This is a genomic window from Myxococcus qinghaiensis (assembly GCF_024198215.1).
Classification (GTDB): domain Bacteria; phylum Myxococcota; class Myxococcia; order Myxococcales; family Myxococcaceae; genus Myxococcus; species Myxococcus qinghaiensis.
In genome coordinates, this window is record NZ_JAKCFA010000009.1 from 57,818 (window position 1) to 71,367 (window position 13,550).

A 13,550-nucleotide genomic window follows, 5' to 3' on the forward strand; every position below is an offset into this window, starting at 1 on the left:
GTCCCCCCTGAGGACAGCCCCTCAGGGCCGTGCGTCTTCCTGGATGATGAGCTCGTGGATGGCCGCGGCCGTGGTCGCCTCCAGGATGGAGGCCCGGAAGCGGGGATTCTTGAAGAGGCGGGAGATGCGAGCCAGCGCCTTGAGGTGCACGCCCGCGCTGTTCTCCGGGGCCACCAGCGCGAAGAACAGGTGGGTGGCCTTGCCGTCGATGGCCTCGAAGTCCACGCCCGCCCGGGACACGCCGAAGGCCGCCTGGAGCTGCGACATGCCCTGCAGCTTGCCGTGGGGGATGGCCACGCCCTCGCCGATGCCGGTGCTGCCCAGCTTCTCCCGCTCGCGCAGCACCTCCACCAGCCGGTCTTCCTGAAGCAGGGGGTGGGCTCGCACCAACGTGGCGCTCAGCTCGCGCAACACCTCCGGCTTCGTCCGCGACTGCATGTCCGCGATGACGGCTTGGGGGCTGAGGAACTCGGCGATTCTCACTGACGCTCCCGCGCTGGCGCTCCTGAGATGGCGGCAATTACTCCTCACCCTCGATTCGCGCAAGGGTCGCCTGTCGTCCTGGCCCCACGGCCGCTCACTGCGCATCAGGGCCCGGGGGGCCTTGGGTTCGTCCCCAGGCCACCCTCCCCGGTCGTCCCTGGGGGCGATATGCGGCCGCGGGGCCGCCGTTTCCCGCCGTGAATCCTCGAATCAAAGCAGAAAGGGAGCGACCGCCATGAAGCGAACTCTGTGCTCGAGCCTTGTCCTGATTTCGGTGTGGGCCACCGGCTGCGCCACCACCGCGTCTCCAAGGGGCATGGCCCTGGGAGACGCCGCCGAGGAGTCCCTGCTCCTGCAGGGCGACGCCATCACCGGCCCCAGCTCCACGCTGAGCATCTCCGCCAACTCCATGCACGGCCGCTACCGCAGGGACCCTGTCTCGCTCGAATGGGACTACCAGAAGCTGACCGGCGCCGTGGGCCACCGGGCGACGCGGCTGGAGCTGGCCGAGGGGGACGACACCCGCGTCTGGGGCACCTTCGGCGGGCTGGCGGTGGACCTCACCGAGGACGGCACGTACCTGCACGGCCGCGTGGGGCCCTGCGCCTACGTGCTGAAGCGCCAGGGAGACACCCTGGCGGGCATGCGCGAGTGCGGCAGCGCGCTGGAGAAGGACGTCACCCTGGCCTTCCCCGCCGCGCTCCACCAGCGCCCCCTGGGAGAGCGGGCCGCGCTGATGACGCTGGCGCTCGTCAACGCGCGCGCCCCCCTGGCCTCGACCTCGATAACCGTCGCCAGCATGGCGGGTGATGCTCGCAACGAGCAGAAGCGCATCGCTTGCAAGAAGTTCTACTGACGAGCCGCCGGGCGCATGTCGCGGACCAACGCCCAGGGCGCGCTCCATCCCCCGGGGGAGGGGTGGAGCGCGCCGTCTTTTTCCGGCCGATATGCCCTTCGCGCGCCGTCGTTCTTGGCGACGGATGCGCCAGCCGCCATTCCGGGTGGCTGGGGGGACACCAGTGCACGTGGCCGACCACGGGCGCCGGAGACAGCATCCATGAAGGAACGGCAACGCCCCCGTCACACACCGGACGGGGGTGTTCGCGCTCCGCCTCCTCGAGGGGGGTGGCGGAGCGCGACTCTTCCTCACCGGACTGGCGGACGGACTCAGGTCCCCACTGCGACGGCCAGGGCCGGCGGCTCGTGGGGCTCGATGAGGCCGTACTGGCCATCCTTGCGCCGGTAGATGATGCCCAGCGCGTCCGACTCCACGTTGTGGAAGACGTAGAAGTCGTTGTTCATCAGGTTCATCTGCATCACCGCCTCGTCCACCGAGAGCTGCTTCACGGTGAGCTGGGTGGCGCGCACCACGCGCGTCGCGGCGCTCGCGGCGGTGTCGACAGGGTCCGCGGCTGTCGTCGTCGTGGACGGCTCCGCCGTGGACTGCGCGGCGATGGCGGCCAGCTCCTCCACGTCCGGCACCTCGAAGACGGCGTGACGCACCTTCAGGTTGTTCACCAGGTCCTGACGGTGGTGGACGCGTTCGCGGCCGTGATGCGTCTTCAGCTTGTCCCGGTAGCGGCGCAGCTGGCGCTCGATTTTGTCCATCGCCAGGTCGATGGACGCGTACATGTCATCGCTCTCCGCCCGCCCGCGCAGCACCCAGGCGCCGGATTGGATGGTGATGTCCGCGTGGTGGACGTAACGCTCCAGGTACAGCACGACGTGTGCCTCTCCTGCTCTGTCCAACAGCTTGTTCACCCGTTCGACCTTCTCGCGTGCGTATTCCTTGAGAGAATCCGACGCCCCGAAATGACGGAAGGTGATGTTGAACTGCATGCGTGGCTGCCTCCTAGGGTGAGGGGAGCTGCGTGACAGATCAGAAACTTCTGACCCCGGGAAAGCAACCCGTCCCCCCACGTTGCCTCTTCCCGAGCGCACCACGCGTCCGGGGGCTGACAACCCGGCGTCGCTGGCCCGCATTGATGCGGGGCACCAGACTCTTCAACCCCTCGAAATCACGCGTCGGTATCACGCGCCGCGCCATGCGCCGGGTATCTTGAGACACGGGCTCAGGCGAGCAGCCTGCTCACTGCACCGCCACCACCTGCTCTTGCGAGTGGAAGTAGGAGCCCCGGCAGGAGGCCACGCCCGTGCACTCCGTCACCTCGCCCTGCACGGTGCCGCTCAAGGTCAGCAGATGCGTGGCCGCGCCCAGCTGCGAGGGAACAGTGAAGGTGATTTTCCCGCCCTCGCGCGTGACGGTCATCCCCGCGGTGACGGTGCCGCCCTCGGGCAGGAGCGTGGCGGCGGCGCCGTTGAGCGACTCGGTCGTCGGGGTCCACTGGAACGAGTACGTCTGGCCCCGCAGCAGTCGCGTCGCCGTCCCCGTGAAGGTGCGCTTCGCCTGCCCCTCCTTCATCGTGAGGGTGACGGTGGCGCTCGCGTCCTGGAAGACGATGCGCGCATCCGTGGGCGGCAGCGCAGCCCAGGCATCGGGGTCGAAGTCGAAGAAGGCCCGCGTGGGCAGGCACACGTCGCGGCCCGCGGTGGCATCGACACCGCCCTGCTCCAGCTGCATGACCTGGCCGTTGAACGTCGCGGTGGCGCCGTCGTTCAGGCGGGTGCAGCGGTCTCCATCCGCCTGGGAGAAGGTCACCGTGACGCGGTGGGAGCCCGGGGCCTGCTCCACTTCGAACAGGTCCACGTCCGCGTGCGCGTACGTGAGCGAGCGGTCCGCGAGCCCCGCCAGGTCCACGGTCTCCGTGGTGAAGTCGTCACCACAGCCCGACAGCAACCCGAGCGCGACCAGGACTCCCGACACCGCGCCAAAAGGGAAACGAGAGGAAGAGTGCATACGGGTCGCACCCTATACCCACCGCCCCGCCCCACTGGGGGCAGAACGGCGCCGGGCCGTCACCTTTCCCACCCCCACGCCTGCCCGCCTGTCTGCTAGCCCGCTTGCTGGAGGAAGCCCTCCAGCCGAGCTTTCACTTCCGGCCACTCCGTGTCGATGACGCCGTAGTACACGCTGTCGCGCACCACCCCGCCGCGCACCAGCACGTGGTTGCGGAGGATGCCCTCGAGCTTCGCGCCCATCCGTTCAATCGCCGCGCGCGAGCGGGCGTTGCGCCGGTCCGTCTTGAGCTGCACGCGCATGACGCCGAGCGTGTCGAAGGCGTGGCTCAGCAGCAGGTATTTGGCCTCGGTATTCACGCGCGTGCGCCACACCCGGCGGCCCAGCCACGTCCAGCCAATCTCCAGCGTCCGGTGCTCTCGCTGGATGTCCAGGTAGCTGGTGGTGCCCACGACAGCCCCCGACTCGCGCTCCACGATGACGAAGGGGCGCTCCGTGCCCCGCTCCGCCGCGCCGAGCGCCCGGGTGATGAAGCGCTCCACGTCCTCCAGCGAGCGCAGCACCACCGAGAAGTTCGTGAAGATGTCGTCCTCGCACAGCGCGGCCAGGGCCGGGGCGTGCCCGAGCGTCATGGGCTCCAGGCGCACCGTGCGCCCCTCCAGGACGACGGGCGGCACGACGAGGGGCACGAGCTCCCGGCGGGGGGCGTCGGCATCCGAGGGAAAAGAAAAAGGGGCGCTCATGGCGCCCCCGAATCTCATCCCCCGGCAGGCCCGGGGAAAGAGCCACTTGTCACGGACTCAGTAGTACCGCTTGCGCTTGCTGCTCGGGAGGATGCCCAGCACCTCGCGGTACTTGGCCACCGTGCGCCGCGCGATTTCGGTGCCCTGCGAGCGCAGGAGCTCCACAATCTTCTGGTCCGAGTACGGGTTGCGCGCGTCCTCCTGCGACACGAGCTGCTTGATGTGGTGCTTCACCGCCTCGCTCGCGGTGTCCTCGCCGGACACGCGGGAGATGGACGAGTTGAAGAAGTACTTCAGCTCGAAGATGCCCTGCGGCGTGTGCACGTACTTGCTCGTCGTCACGCGGCTCACCGTGGACTCGTGCATGCCGATGTCCTCGGCCACGTCCCGGAGGATGAGCGGCTTCAGGTGGGCGATGCCCTTGTCCAGGAAGTCCTTCTGGAACTTCACGATGCTCTCGGTGACTTTGTAGATGGTCCGCTGCCGCTGGTGGATGGAGCGGATGAGCCACACCGCGCTGCGCAGCTTGTCCTGGATGAAGTCCTTCGTCTGGCCCGGGCCCACCGCACCCGTCTTCAGCGCGTTCCGGTAGGTGCCGGAGATGCGCAGCTTGGACAGGCCGTCGTCGTTGAGCACCACCGTGTACTCGTCCCCCATCTTGTAGACGAAGACATCGGCGGTGATGTACTGCGCGTCGTCGCCGCTGAAGTTGCGGCCCGGCTTCGGGTCCAGCTTGGGGAGCAGCTTCACCGCCTCCACCACCTCTTCCAAGGTGACCTTCAGGTCCTTGGCGATGGCGGGCAGGTTCTTGCTCTCCAGGTACTTCATGTGCCGCTTGATGATGAGGCCCAGGAGCGGCGCGTGCGGCTCCTTCATCCCCTGCAACTGGATGAGCAGGCACTCCTGCAAGTCGCGCGCGCCGCAGCCGCGGGGCTCCAGCATCTGGATGCGCCGCAGGGTGCGCTCGGCCACGTGCATGGGCACGTCCGCCTCGTTGCACAGGCGGATGAGCGGGTCGCCCTCCACGTCCGGCAGCTTCAGGTAGCCGTCGTCATCCAGGTTGCCGAGGATGAGCATGGCGACGCGGCGCTCGGCGTCGTTCAGGCGCAGCGTGCCGAGCTGCTCCTGGAGGTGGTCGACCAGGTCCTCCTTCTTGACGAGGTTGGCCTCGAACGACGGAAGGTCGTCCGTGGCCACGTTCCCCTTGTTGGAGGCGGTGGTCTGCTCGTTGAACTGGTAGCTGTTGAGGTACGCCTCCCAGTCGATTTCCGGGGGGCCGTCGCCGTCCGCCTTGAACTCCGTGGCCGTGTCGCTCGTGGCCGCCGGCATGTCCCCGTCGCGGGGCATCTCGACGTTGTCCGCCTCCAGCGACGCTTCCCCGGGCTCCTTGTCCCCCACGTCGCCCGGTGCCTGCTCGTCCGGCTGTTCCAGGAGTGGATTCTGATCCATCTCCTCGCGGACCTGCTCCAGCAGCTCCATGCGGGAGAGCTGAAGCAGCTTGATGGCCTGCTGGAGCTGGGGCGTCATCACCAGCTGCTGCGCAAGCTTCAGGCTCTGTTTGAGTTCCATCGCCATGAGACAGGGTCTCCCCGAGTGATTCAGCCCCTACACAACACGGGACCAATCAAAGACCGTGCCAACGTAACAAGGCACCCTGACGCCGTCTAGTGGTGCAATCGTGGTCCCTTGCTTGCATATTCAAAATTCCACAAGGAAACCAACAGCTTACACGCACTGAGCGTGATTCGGCCGTGTTGACCGGACGACGCAAAAGCGAGGCCAACGCAGTCTATGCATTCGGTTGGCCGAAGGCCAGTCGTCCTCACAAGGGCTGCTGGAGGCGGAACCGTTCTCCCAGGTAGACGGCTCGGGCTCGGGGAGAGGCGGCAATCTCGGCGGGCGTCCCCTCTTCGAGGATCTGCCCCTGTGTGATGATGTAGGCGCGGTCACAGATACCCAGGGTGTCCTGGACGTTGTGGTCGGTGATGAGGACGCCCAGTCCACGCTCGCGGAGCAGGAAGATCTGCCGCTGCAAGTCGCCCACGTTGATGGGGTCCACGCCGGCGAAGGGCTCGTCGAAGAGGATGAAGCGCGGCTCGGGCAGGAGGCTCCGGGCAATCTCCGCGCGGCGGCGCTCGCCACCGGAGAGGGTGCCGCCCAGGGACTCGGCGACATGGGTGAGCCCGAACTCCTCCAGGATGGCGGTGGCGCGCGTCTCGCGGGCGCGCTTGTCCAGGCCCTTCTGGAGCTCCAGCACGGACAGGAAGTTGTCGCGCACGGTGAGCTTGCGGAAGACGGAGGCCTCCTGGGGCAGGTAGCCCACGCCCTTGCGAGCGCGACGGTGCATGGGCAGGTGCGTGAGGTCCTCGTCGCCGATGCGCACGCGGCCCGCGTCGGGCGTCACCAGGCCCACCACCATGTTGAAGCTCGTCGTCTTGCCGGCGCCGTTGGGGCCCAACAGGCCCACGACTTCGCCCGGGGCCACGGTGAAGGAGACGCCGTTGACGACCTGGCGACCGCGGTAGGCCTTCTTCAGGCCATCGGCGTACAGCTTGCCGTCGCTCATCGTGGAGCGGCCTCCTGCGGCTGCGCGGGCGTCGTGCGAGCGGGCGCGGCCGTGCCCTTCCGCTTGCCGGGCGCGGGGGCCGACGGAGGAGACTCGAAGATGATGACGGCGTTCTCCACGTCGAGTCGCTCGCTACCCAACGTGAGGCGCACCTTCGTCCCACGCATGTACGTGGTCCCCTGGCGCGCCTCGGGCGTGCCCGTGACGACGAGGACTCCGCTGGCCACGTCGTACTCGGCGCGCTCGCCCCGGGCCATGCGGTCGCCGTCCACCGCGTTCACTCCGCCGGTGCACACCACGCGCGTCACCACGCGCGTCGAGGCGAAGTAGGCAATCATCCGGTCGCACTTCAAATCCAGGGTGCGGTGCTTCACCTTCACGTTGCCGGTGAGCGTCGCCTGCGACTTGCCGCCCTCGATGAGGTCGGCGTTGATTTGAACCGGCTCCTTCAGGTCCACCGGCCCCAGCGGGCCCTGGCTCGGGCTGGCCGCCGTGCTACCCGCATCCGCGCTGACGGGCGGCGTCCCGCCATCCACGGGCGTGGCGGCGACGGCGGGCAGGGGCTGCGCCACGAAGAACGCCATCACGAGGAACTCAATCACGCTCAGCCGCTCCCAGCACGGTCTCCACCGAGCCTTCGAAGTTGAATGTCTCATCCGGGAAGGACAGTGAGAAACGGTCCGCCCGCAGTCGGTACGCCGGCCCTCGCACCTGCACGCCCTCGTTGCCATGCGCGCCCTTCTGGACGGCGTCGTAGGTCAACCGGGGCGTGTTCACCACCATCCCCTCACCCGTGCGGACGACGACGCCCCCCGAAGCCACCAGCTGCTTGGACGCGAGGCTGCCCTCCATATTCGGAGCGCTGATGTCCATGCCCGCCGACGTGCCCACCGACATGCCCTCCTCCGTGGTGCCCGGGGGCATGCGCAGCGTGGCATTGGTGGCCTGCACGTCGCCCCCCGCGCGCTGGTAGGTGAGCTGCTCGGCCTCGCCCGACAGCGTGAGGCGCTCGCCCTCGTAGGACATCAGCCGCGCGCCATGGAGCACCACCTGGGGCGGGGGCTGCTGCGGGGGCCCCTCCGCCGAGCGACGCGGGGAGCACGCCGCGACGAGCAGGCAGGCGGCGAGGAGTCGGACGGACAGGCGCGGCACGGGTGCCTTCTATCACCGGGCGGTGGCGTGCGCCGCCTCGACGAGCACGGGTTGAGGAGCCGCGGGCGGGCGCGTCTTCCAGCGCTGGTGCATCCACACCCACTGCTCGGGGGTGCGCCGGATGGCCGCCTCGATTCGCGCGGACAGGGCCTGGGTGAGCTCCAGCGCGGCGACTTCGCGGTCCTCGCTGACGGGCACGGGCACCTCCTCCATCGACAGCCGGTAGCCCCCACCCTCCACGCGGTGGCAGAAGCCCGTCACCACCGCCGCGCCCGTGCGCACCGCCAGGTCCGCCGCGGCGCGAGGCGTGGCCGCCAGCTCTCCGAAGAAAGGCACGAAGAGCGACTGCACCTTGGTGTCCTGGTCGATGAGCAGGCCCAGAATCTCGCCGGCCCGCAGCGCCCGCAGCATGGCCCGTGCGGCGCCGTCCTGGCCGCGCCAGATGCTGCGCACCCCACCCCGCGCCCGGAAGCGCTCCACCAGCACGGTGAGCCGGGGGTCGGTGGTCTCCTTCGCGATGCTCTGACTCGGGTAGCCCGCGCGGGCCACGCGGCGGGCGAGCAGCTCCCAGTTGCCCACATGGCCGGAGATGAAGACCACGCCCTTGCCCCGCGCCAGCGCCGCGTCCAGCACGGCCCGGTCGGCCTCGGGCCAGGCCACCAGTTGCTCCAGCCCCCTGTCCAGGGCGCCCGTGCAGGCGACCTCCAGCGCGGCGGCGCCCAGATGCCGGAAGGAGGCGCGGCCCAGGGCCTGCCGCTCCGCGTCGGACTTCTCCGGGAAGGCCACGGCCAGCGACTTCAAGGCCTTGCGGCGCTCCCCACCGGCCAGCGTGTAGGCAAGTCCGCCCAGGCGGAAGCCCAGGGAGCGCGCCCAACCCAGCGGGAGGGGTTGAAGGCACAACAGGACGCTCCGGATGAGCAGGTACCGGAGGAAACGTTTCAGGCGCTTTGCTAAGGGGGGATGCTCCACAGTCGCTCCATACCCCATGCGCGAATACAACTTCGACGGGCTCGTCGGTCCTACCCACAACTATGCTGGCCTGTCGCCCGGTAACCTGGCGTCGCAGAGCCACGTCGGAGAGCCGAGCCATCCCCGCGAGGCCGCGCTCCAGGGCCTGGAGAAGATGCGCTTCGTCTCCAGCCTGGGCGTCGGACAGGCGGTGCTGCCTCCCCAGCCGCGCCCCTCGCTGCGCGCCCTGCGCGCCCTGGGCTTCACCGGCACGGACGAGGAGGTCATCACCCGCGCCGCGCGCGAGGGCGAGCACCTGCTGCGGCTCACCTCCAGCGCCTCCTCCATGTGGACGGCCAACGCCGCCACCGTGGCCCCCAGCACGGACACCGTCGACGGCCGCGTGCACCTGACGCCCGCCAACCTGTCGCAGATGTTCCACCGCGCGCTGGAGGCGGACACGACGCACTCGGTGCTGCGCTCCATCTTCTCCAACGAGAAGCACTTCGCGGTGCACGCGCCGCTGCCGCCCGGCAGCCACTTCGCGGACGAGGGCGCGGCCAACCACACACGGCTGGCCACCCCGGGCCACCCGGGCGTGCACCTGCTCGCCTGGGGTCGCAGCGCGTGGCAGGACGTCCCCGGCCCCAAGCGCTTCCCCGCCCGGCAGACGCTGGAGGCGAGCCAGGCCCTGGCCCGACTTCATCAGCTCGACTCGCGCTGCGTGCTCTTCCCGCAGCAGCACCCGGAGGGCATCGACGCGGGTGCCTTCCACACGGACGTGCTCGCGGTGGGCAACGAGCGCTTCCTCATGCTGCACGAGCTGGCCTTCGTGGATTACCCGGGCCTGCTCCAGGTGCTGCGCGAGAAGCTGGGGCCGGACTTCCGCGCGGTGGTGGCCAGCAGCGCGGAGCTGCCGCCCAAGGACGCGGTGAAGGCGTACCCGTTCAACTCGCAGGTGCTGACGCTGCCGGATGGGACGATGGCCATTGTCGCCCCGGTGGAGAGCCGCGAGACGCCCGCCGCGCGCGGCTTCCTGGAGCGCATCCTCGCCGAGGACACGCCGGTGAAGGCCGTGCACTACCTGGACGTGCGCCAGTCCATGAACAACGGCGGAGGCCCCGCGTGCCTGCGCCAGCGCGTGTGGCTCACGGACACCGAGCGCCGGGCCATCGACGCCGACGTCTTCTACACGCCGGCCCTGCACGAGTCCCTGGCCGCCTGGGTGCGCCGTCACTACCGCGAGGTGCTGCGGCCTCGCGACTTGCAGGACCCCCACCTCGCGCGCGAGACGATGACCGCGCTGGATGAGCTGACCCGCATCCTCAAGCTGGGAAGCATCTACGACTTTCAGCAGTGAGTGACGCCAGCCCGCTTGCCTGCCCCAGTGACGGGACGGCGGGCGCCCGGCGGATGGCCCTGGTATCGAGGGGCATGGGGTGTGGTGGTCGGAACCGTCGGGGTGAGCACCTTTCTCTCAAGGAGGTGACGCCCCGTGATTCCGGCATCCATCCAGCACTATCTGCAACGCAGCCGCGTCTTCTATGAACGCTACTGGCACCCGCGCGCCGTCACGGCACAGGAGCTGGCGGAGGCACTCCACGTCTCGGGTTGGCGCGTGGCCAAGTCCGTCATCGTCATGGCGGACCGACAACCGTGGATATTCGTCGTGCCCGCGGCGGGCACCGTGAACCTGGCGCGTGTCCGCGAGCTTCTGGGCTGTCGCACGGCGAGGCTCGCCACGGAGCGGGAGTTCTCCGACCACTTCCCGGACTGCGAGCTGGGGGCTGAACCGCCCTTCGGTGAGCTGTATGGGCTGCCGGTGGCGGTGGACGAGACGCTCAGCCTGACGGAGCACCTGCTGTTCCGCGCGGGCTCCCACGAGGAGGCCCTGGAGATGCGCTTCCAGGACTTCGCCACGCTGGAGTGGCCGCTGGTGGCCTCGTTCATCCACGAGGGACTGCAGCAACCCGTCCCGTCGGTGGTTCCCATCACTCCGGTGTTCATGGAGCAGGAAGCACCGATGCCCGCCTGACCCGATGTCCGCGGGCGCTAGGGCTCCACGGGCGGCTCTCTCGGGCCGCCCAACAGGTGCTCCAGCTCCTGCGCCCTCGGGTCGTTCATCAGCTCCTTGCGACGCGTGTCCACCCGGGCCTTCTCGGCGGACTCCAGGCGCGACACCCACGCCCGCGCGGCCTCGCGGGAGTCGGGCGGCAACAGGCTCAGGCCCTCGCGCACCGAGCGCGCCGCGGCGTCATAGCGACGCAGCGTCTCCTGCAACCGCGCCACCGCGAAGTACGCGTCGGGGCTCGGCACCAGGCGCGCCGCCGTCTGTCGTCGCTCGACGGCACGCGACAGCAGGCCCTCGCGCTCCAGGCCCTCCGCCTCCATCGACAGCAGCAGTGCCCGCTGGCGGTAGTCGGAGATGAGGCCGCCCACTGACTGGAGCGTCTCGCGAGCCCGCCGCGTCAGCCCCGCCTCCATCTGCCAGGAGGCCAGGGTGAAGGCCAGCTCCACATTGGCCGGGTGACGGGCCCGCAGCGCCTCCACGGCCCCGAGTGAGGCGTCCCGCTCGCCCTGGCCCTTGAGCACCTCGGCGCGCAGCAGCGCGGTGTCCAGTCGCTCCGGCTCGCGACGCTCGACCTCCACGCAAGCGGCCTCCGCTTCCGGCAGCTCCTTGCGCTGCAGTCGCAGCCGAGCCTCGCGCGCCCAGAGCTCCGTCACGCCGGGCTGTCCCTCGAAGTGCTCGCGGGCCCAGGCCCCGTAGGCCAGCGCCAGCTCCTGCCGTCCAGGCGTATTGTTCAGCGAGTCGATGAGACGGCCCGCGACCTCGGCCGAGGCCGGCGTCATCGCCGACAGGTCCTCCACCGTGTGTGCCCGACGCACTGCTTCGCCCAGGAGCGCGCCCGTGTCTCCGGCCTCATGCGCCAGCCGGTACTCCAGGAAGCCTTGCGAGCGTCGCCCCAGGGACAGCAGCGCGCGGCCCGCCACGCGATGGGACACGGAGTCCCGAGGCGCCAGGTACAGCGCGCGGTTGACGAAGGCCAGCGTGTCTCCCGCGCCTTCACCGCCGCGCGAGGTGTGGGCCGAGGCCACCAGTCGGTACAGCAGGTAGTCCGAGGGGTGACGGTCGATGAGCTCCAGGCCCTTCGCATGCACCGCGTCCACGGGTCCCCGAGCGGCGACGAGCGCCGCCAGCTCCGCCTCCGCGTCAACGAGCCGATGCGCCCCCGGCACGAGCGCCAGCAGCCCCACGCCCGTCAGCACGGTGGCCGAGCCCAGCAACACCGGCGAGGGTGTCAGGCTGACCTGGGCCCCCTCCGTGGCCTTCCCGCGCTCGCGAGGACGTGCCACCGCGCCCAGCACGAGCAGCGTGGCCACCGCGCAGGCCGGAAGCTCCCAGCTGAAGTCGAAGAGGTTGTGCAGTCCGAGCGCGGCCACACCCGACAGCACCGCCAGCTCCAGCGCGTCCAGGTCCTCGCGGCGCAACAGCCGCACGAAGCCCCAGACGGCCACGGCCAGCAGCAACAGTCCCGGGAGCCCCAGCTCCGTCGCGGCCTGGAGCACCACGTTCTCGGGATGCGTGAGGGTGTTCGGATTGGGCTCGGACTGGTAGCGGGGGAAGGCCGCCTCGAAGGCGCCGCGTCCCATGCCCAGCACGGGGAACTCCAGCGCGGCCCGAGCCATCATCGGCCACAGCGACACCTTGGACTGGCCCAGCTTCTCCAGGCTGTCGGCGGAGCGCGCCTCGGCCCAGAGCTGGTCCGCCGCGACGTACGCGCCCACCGCCAGCACCGCCAACAGGCCCAGCAGGGCGGCGGTGCTCCGGGCCCATCGGGGCGGGCCGCCCTCGCGACGCTGACGCACCAGCCACAGCATCAACAGCGCCTGGCCAAAGAGGAAGAAGACGATGCCACCGCGCGACAACGACAGCACGACGCCCAGGCCACTGGCCCCCGCCGCCAACGCGAAGGGCAGCGCCTTCGAGCGGGGACGCGTGGTGAGTGCCAACCCCACGCCCACCGAGGCCGTCAGCCCGAGGAAGCCCGCGAGGTGGTTGGGGTTGGCGAAGAACGTCACCAGCGTGGGCCGCGCATGCACCCAGGGCCGCAACCCGAAGAGGGAGTGCACGCCGAGCAGTCCATGGCCCAGGCCGACCACGACGACCGCCGCGCCGCTGAAGGCCACCACCGCGAGCAGGCGCCGACGGCTGTCCCGGGCCCGACACACCTGGACGGCGGCGAGGAAGGTCAGCAGATAGGCGAGGTGCTTGGACAGCTCGCGCCACGTGGCCGAAGGGTCCAGCGACACCGGCCGGGCCCCCGTGAGGCCCAGCGGCTCCAGCGCGAACTCGCGCAGCGCGGCGGACTCCGGACTCAGCACTCGCAGCACACCCTGCGGCAGCGGAACGAGCTGCACCGCGCACAGCACCACGCTCGCCGCCAGGGGCACGGCCAGCAGGGGGAAGCGCGGCGATTGGCCCTGGCGACGGGCTCCGATTCCAGCCAGCAGCGCCGCCACTCCCGCGAGCCCCATCAGCGGCCAGGACACCCACCGCGCCGCGCCGCCGAGCGCCAGCGGACACACCACGACGAGCGCGGCCAGGGCCGCTTCAGCGAGCCGGGTGTACCGGGAGCAGCTGCGATGAGAGGAGGCCATTCGGGGCGAAGGGCGGTGAGTATGACACGGGCTTCGGAGGCCTCTTCTTTCCAGCCTGTGTTCCCCCTGCCTGGTGGCTGACAGAGCCGGCAGGCGCGGAGCCCGTGGGCCCACGCGCCGCGAGTCCCGGGCAGAAGCCCCC

At 70.0% G+C, this 13,550-nt stretch carries 13 protein-coding genes; 3 read left to right on the forward strand and 10 right to left on the reverse strand.

The window, feature by feature from the left end:
• Nucleotides 1-21: 21 nt before the first annotated feature.
• Nucleotides 22-483 carry a PTS sugar transporter subunit IIA gene (locus tag LZ199_RS18260; RefSeq protein WP_253994994.1) on the reverse strand — a complete coding sequence of 154 codons (462 nt, stop codon included), beginning with the start codon at nucleotides 481-483 and terminating at the stop codon, nucleotides 22-24.
• Nucleotides 484-718: 235 nt separating this feature from the next.
• On the opposite strand from LZ199_RS18260, the gene LZ199_RS18265 reads away from it, so the two are divergent.
• The gene (locus LZ199_RS18265; RefSeq protein ID WP_253994995.1) at nucleotides 719-1,339 is read left to right on the forward strand and encodes a hypothetical protein; all 621 of its coding nucleotides are present in this window, start codon (nucleotides 719-721) and stop codon (nucleotides 1,337-1,339) included.
• A gap of 311 nt (nucleotides 1,340-1,650) precedes the next feature.
• Here LZ199_RS18265 and hpf read toward each other — a convergent pair whose 3' ends face one another.
• From hpf to LZ199_RS18305, 8 genes are all read right to left on the reverse strand, one after another.
• On the reverse strand, nucleotides 1,651-2,322 hold the full coding sequence (hpf, locus tag LZ199_RS18270) for a ribosome hibernation-promoting factor, HPF/YfiA family (RefSeq protein ID WP_253994996.1): 672 nt from the start codon (nucleotides 2,320-2,322) through the stop codon (nucleotides 1,651-1,653).
• A 250-nt stretch (nucleotides 2,323-2,572) separates the two neighbouring features.
• Nucleotides 2,573-3,340: a hypothetical protein gene (locus LZ199_RS18275; protein ID WP_253994997.1), complete on the reverse strand. Its 768-nt coding sequence runs from the start codon at nucleotides 3,338-3,340 to the stop codon at nucleotides 2,573-2,575.
• Nucleotides 3,341-3,435: 95 nt separating this feature from the next.
• Nucleotides 3,436-4,083 (reverse strand): GNAT family N-acetyltransferase, encoded by a 648-nt coding sequence (locus LZ199_RS18280; protein ID WP_253994998.1) that lies wholly within the window; start codon nucleotides 4,081-4,083, stop codon nucleotides 3,436-3,438.
• Between the two features lie 57 nt (nucleotides 4,084-4,140).
• The gene (gene rpoN / locus LZ199_RS18285) at nucleotides 4,141-5,658 is read right to left on the reverse strand and encodes an RNA polymerase factor sigma-54 (RefSeq protein ID WP_253994999.1); all 1,518 of its coding nucleotides are present in this window, start codon (nucleotides 5,656-5,658) and stop codon (nucleotides 4,141-4,143) included.
• 247 nt (nucleotides 5,659-5,905) lie between these two features.
• A complete protein-coding gene (gene lptB, locus LZ199_RS18290) occupies nucleotides 5,906-6,649 on the reverse strand; it encodes an LPS export ABC transporter ATP-binding protein (RefSeq protein ID WP_253995000.1) in 744 nt (247 codons plus the stop codon).
• The gene (locus tag LZ199_RS18295) at nucleotides 6,646-7,251 is read right to left on the reverse strand and encodes an LptA/OstA family protein (protein WP_253995001.1); all 606 of its coding nucleotides are present in this window, start codon (nucleotides 7,249-7,251) and stop codon (nucleotides 6,646-6,648) included. The genes lptB and LZ199_RS18295 overlap by 4 nt, the downstream gene beginning before the upstream one ends.
• Nucleotides 7,244-7,792, reverse strand: coding sequence for a hypothetical protein (locus LZ199_RS18300; protein WP_253995290.1), 549 nt, complete (start codon nucleotides 7,790-7,792; stop codon nucleotides 7,244-7,246). The genes LZ199_RS18295 and LZ199_RS18300 overlap by 8 nt, the downstream gene beginning before the upstream one ends.
• A 21-nt stretch (nucleotides 7,793-7,813) precedes the next feature.
• A complete protein-coding gene (locus LZ199_RS18305; RefSeq protein ID WP_253995002.1) occupies nucleotides 7,814-8,770 on the reverse strand; it encodes a lysophospholipid acyltransferase family protein in 957 nt (318 codons plus the stop codon).
• A 16-nt stretch (nucleotides 8,771-8,786) separates the two neighbouring features.
• Here LZ199_RS18305 and astB point away from each other — a divergent pair, with 16 nt between their 5' ends.
• Nucleotides 8,787-10,109, forward strand: a complete 1,323-nt coding sequence (gene astB / locus LZ199_RS18310) for an N-succinylarginine dihydrolase (protein WP_253995003.1) — start codon at nucleotides 8,787-8,789, stop codon at nucleotides 10,107-10,109.
• Nucleotides 10,110-10,244: 135 nt separating this feature from the next.
• A complete protein-coding gene (locus tag LZ199_RS18315; protein ID WP_253995004.1) occupies nucleotides 10,245-10,784 on the forward strand; it encodes an aminoacyl-tRNA deacylase in 540 nt (179 codons plus the stop codon).
• Between the two features lie 17 nt (nucleotides 10,785-10,801).
• On the opposite strand, the gene LZ199_RS18320 is transcribed toward LZ199_RS18315, so the two are convergent.
• Nucleotides 10,802-13,408 (reverse strand): O-antigen ligase family protein, encoded by a 2,607-nt coding sequence (locus LZ199_RS18320; RefSeq protein WP_253995005.1) that lies wholly within the window; start codon nucleotides 13,406-13,408, stop codon nucleotides 10,802-10,804.
• Nucleotides 13,409-13,550: the final 142 nt, after the last annotated feature.

Bases quoted from the DNA above. Each gene is read 5' to 3' on its own strand.
- LZ199_RS18280 (WP_253994998.1), bottom strand. From the start codon at position 4,083: ATGAGCGCCCCTTTTTCTTTTCCCTCGGATGCCGACGCCCCCCGCCGG.
- LZ199_RS18265 (WP_253994995.1), top strand. From the start codon at position 719: ATGAAGCGAACTCTGTGCTCGAGCCTTGTCCTGATTTCGGTGTGGGCC.
- LZ199_RS18275 (WP_253994997.1), bottom strand. From the start codon at position 3,340: ATGCACTCTTCCTCTCGTTTCCCTTTTGGCGCGGTGTCGGGAGTCCTG.
- hpf (WP_253994996.1), bottom strand. From the start codon at position 2,322: ATGCAGTTCAACATCACCTTCCGTCATTTCGGGGCGTCGGATTCTCTC.
- rpoN (WP_253994999.1), bottom strand. From the start codon at position 5,658: ATGGCGATGGAACTCAAACAGAGCCTGAAGCTTGCGCAGCAGCTGGTG.
- astB (WP_253995003.1), top strand. From the start codon at position 8,787: ATGCGCGAATACAACTTCGACGGGCTCGTCGGTCCTACCCACAACTAT.
- LZ199_RS18320 (WP_253995005.1), bottom strand. From the start codon at position 13,408: ATGGCCTCCTCTCATCGCAGCTGCTCCCGGTACACCCGGCTCGCTGAA.
- lptB (WP_253995000.1), bottom strand. From the start codon at position 6,649: ATGAGCGACGGCAAGCTGTACGCCGATGGCCTGAAGAAGGCCTACCGC.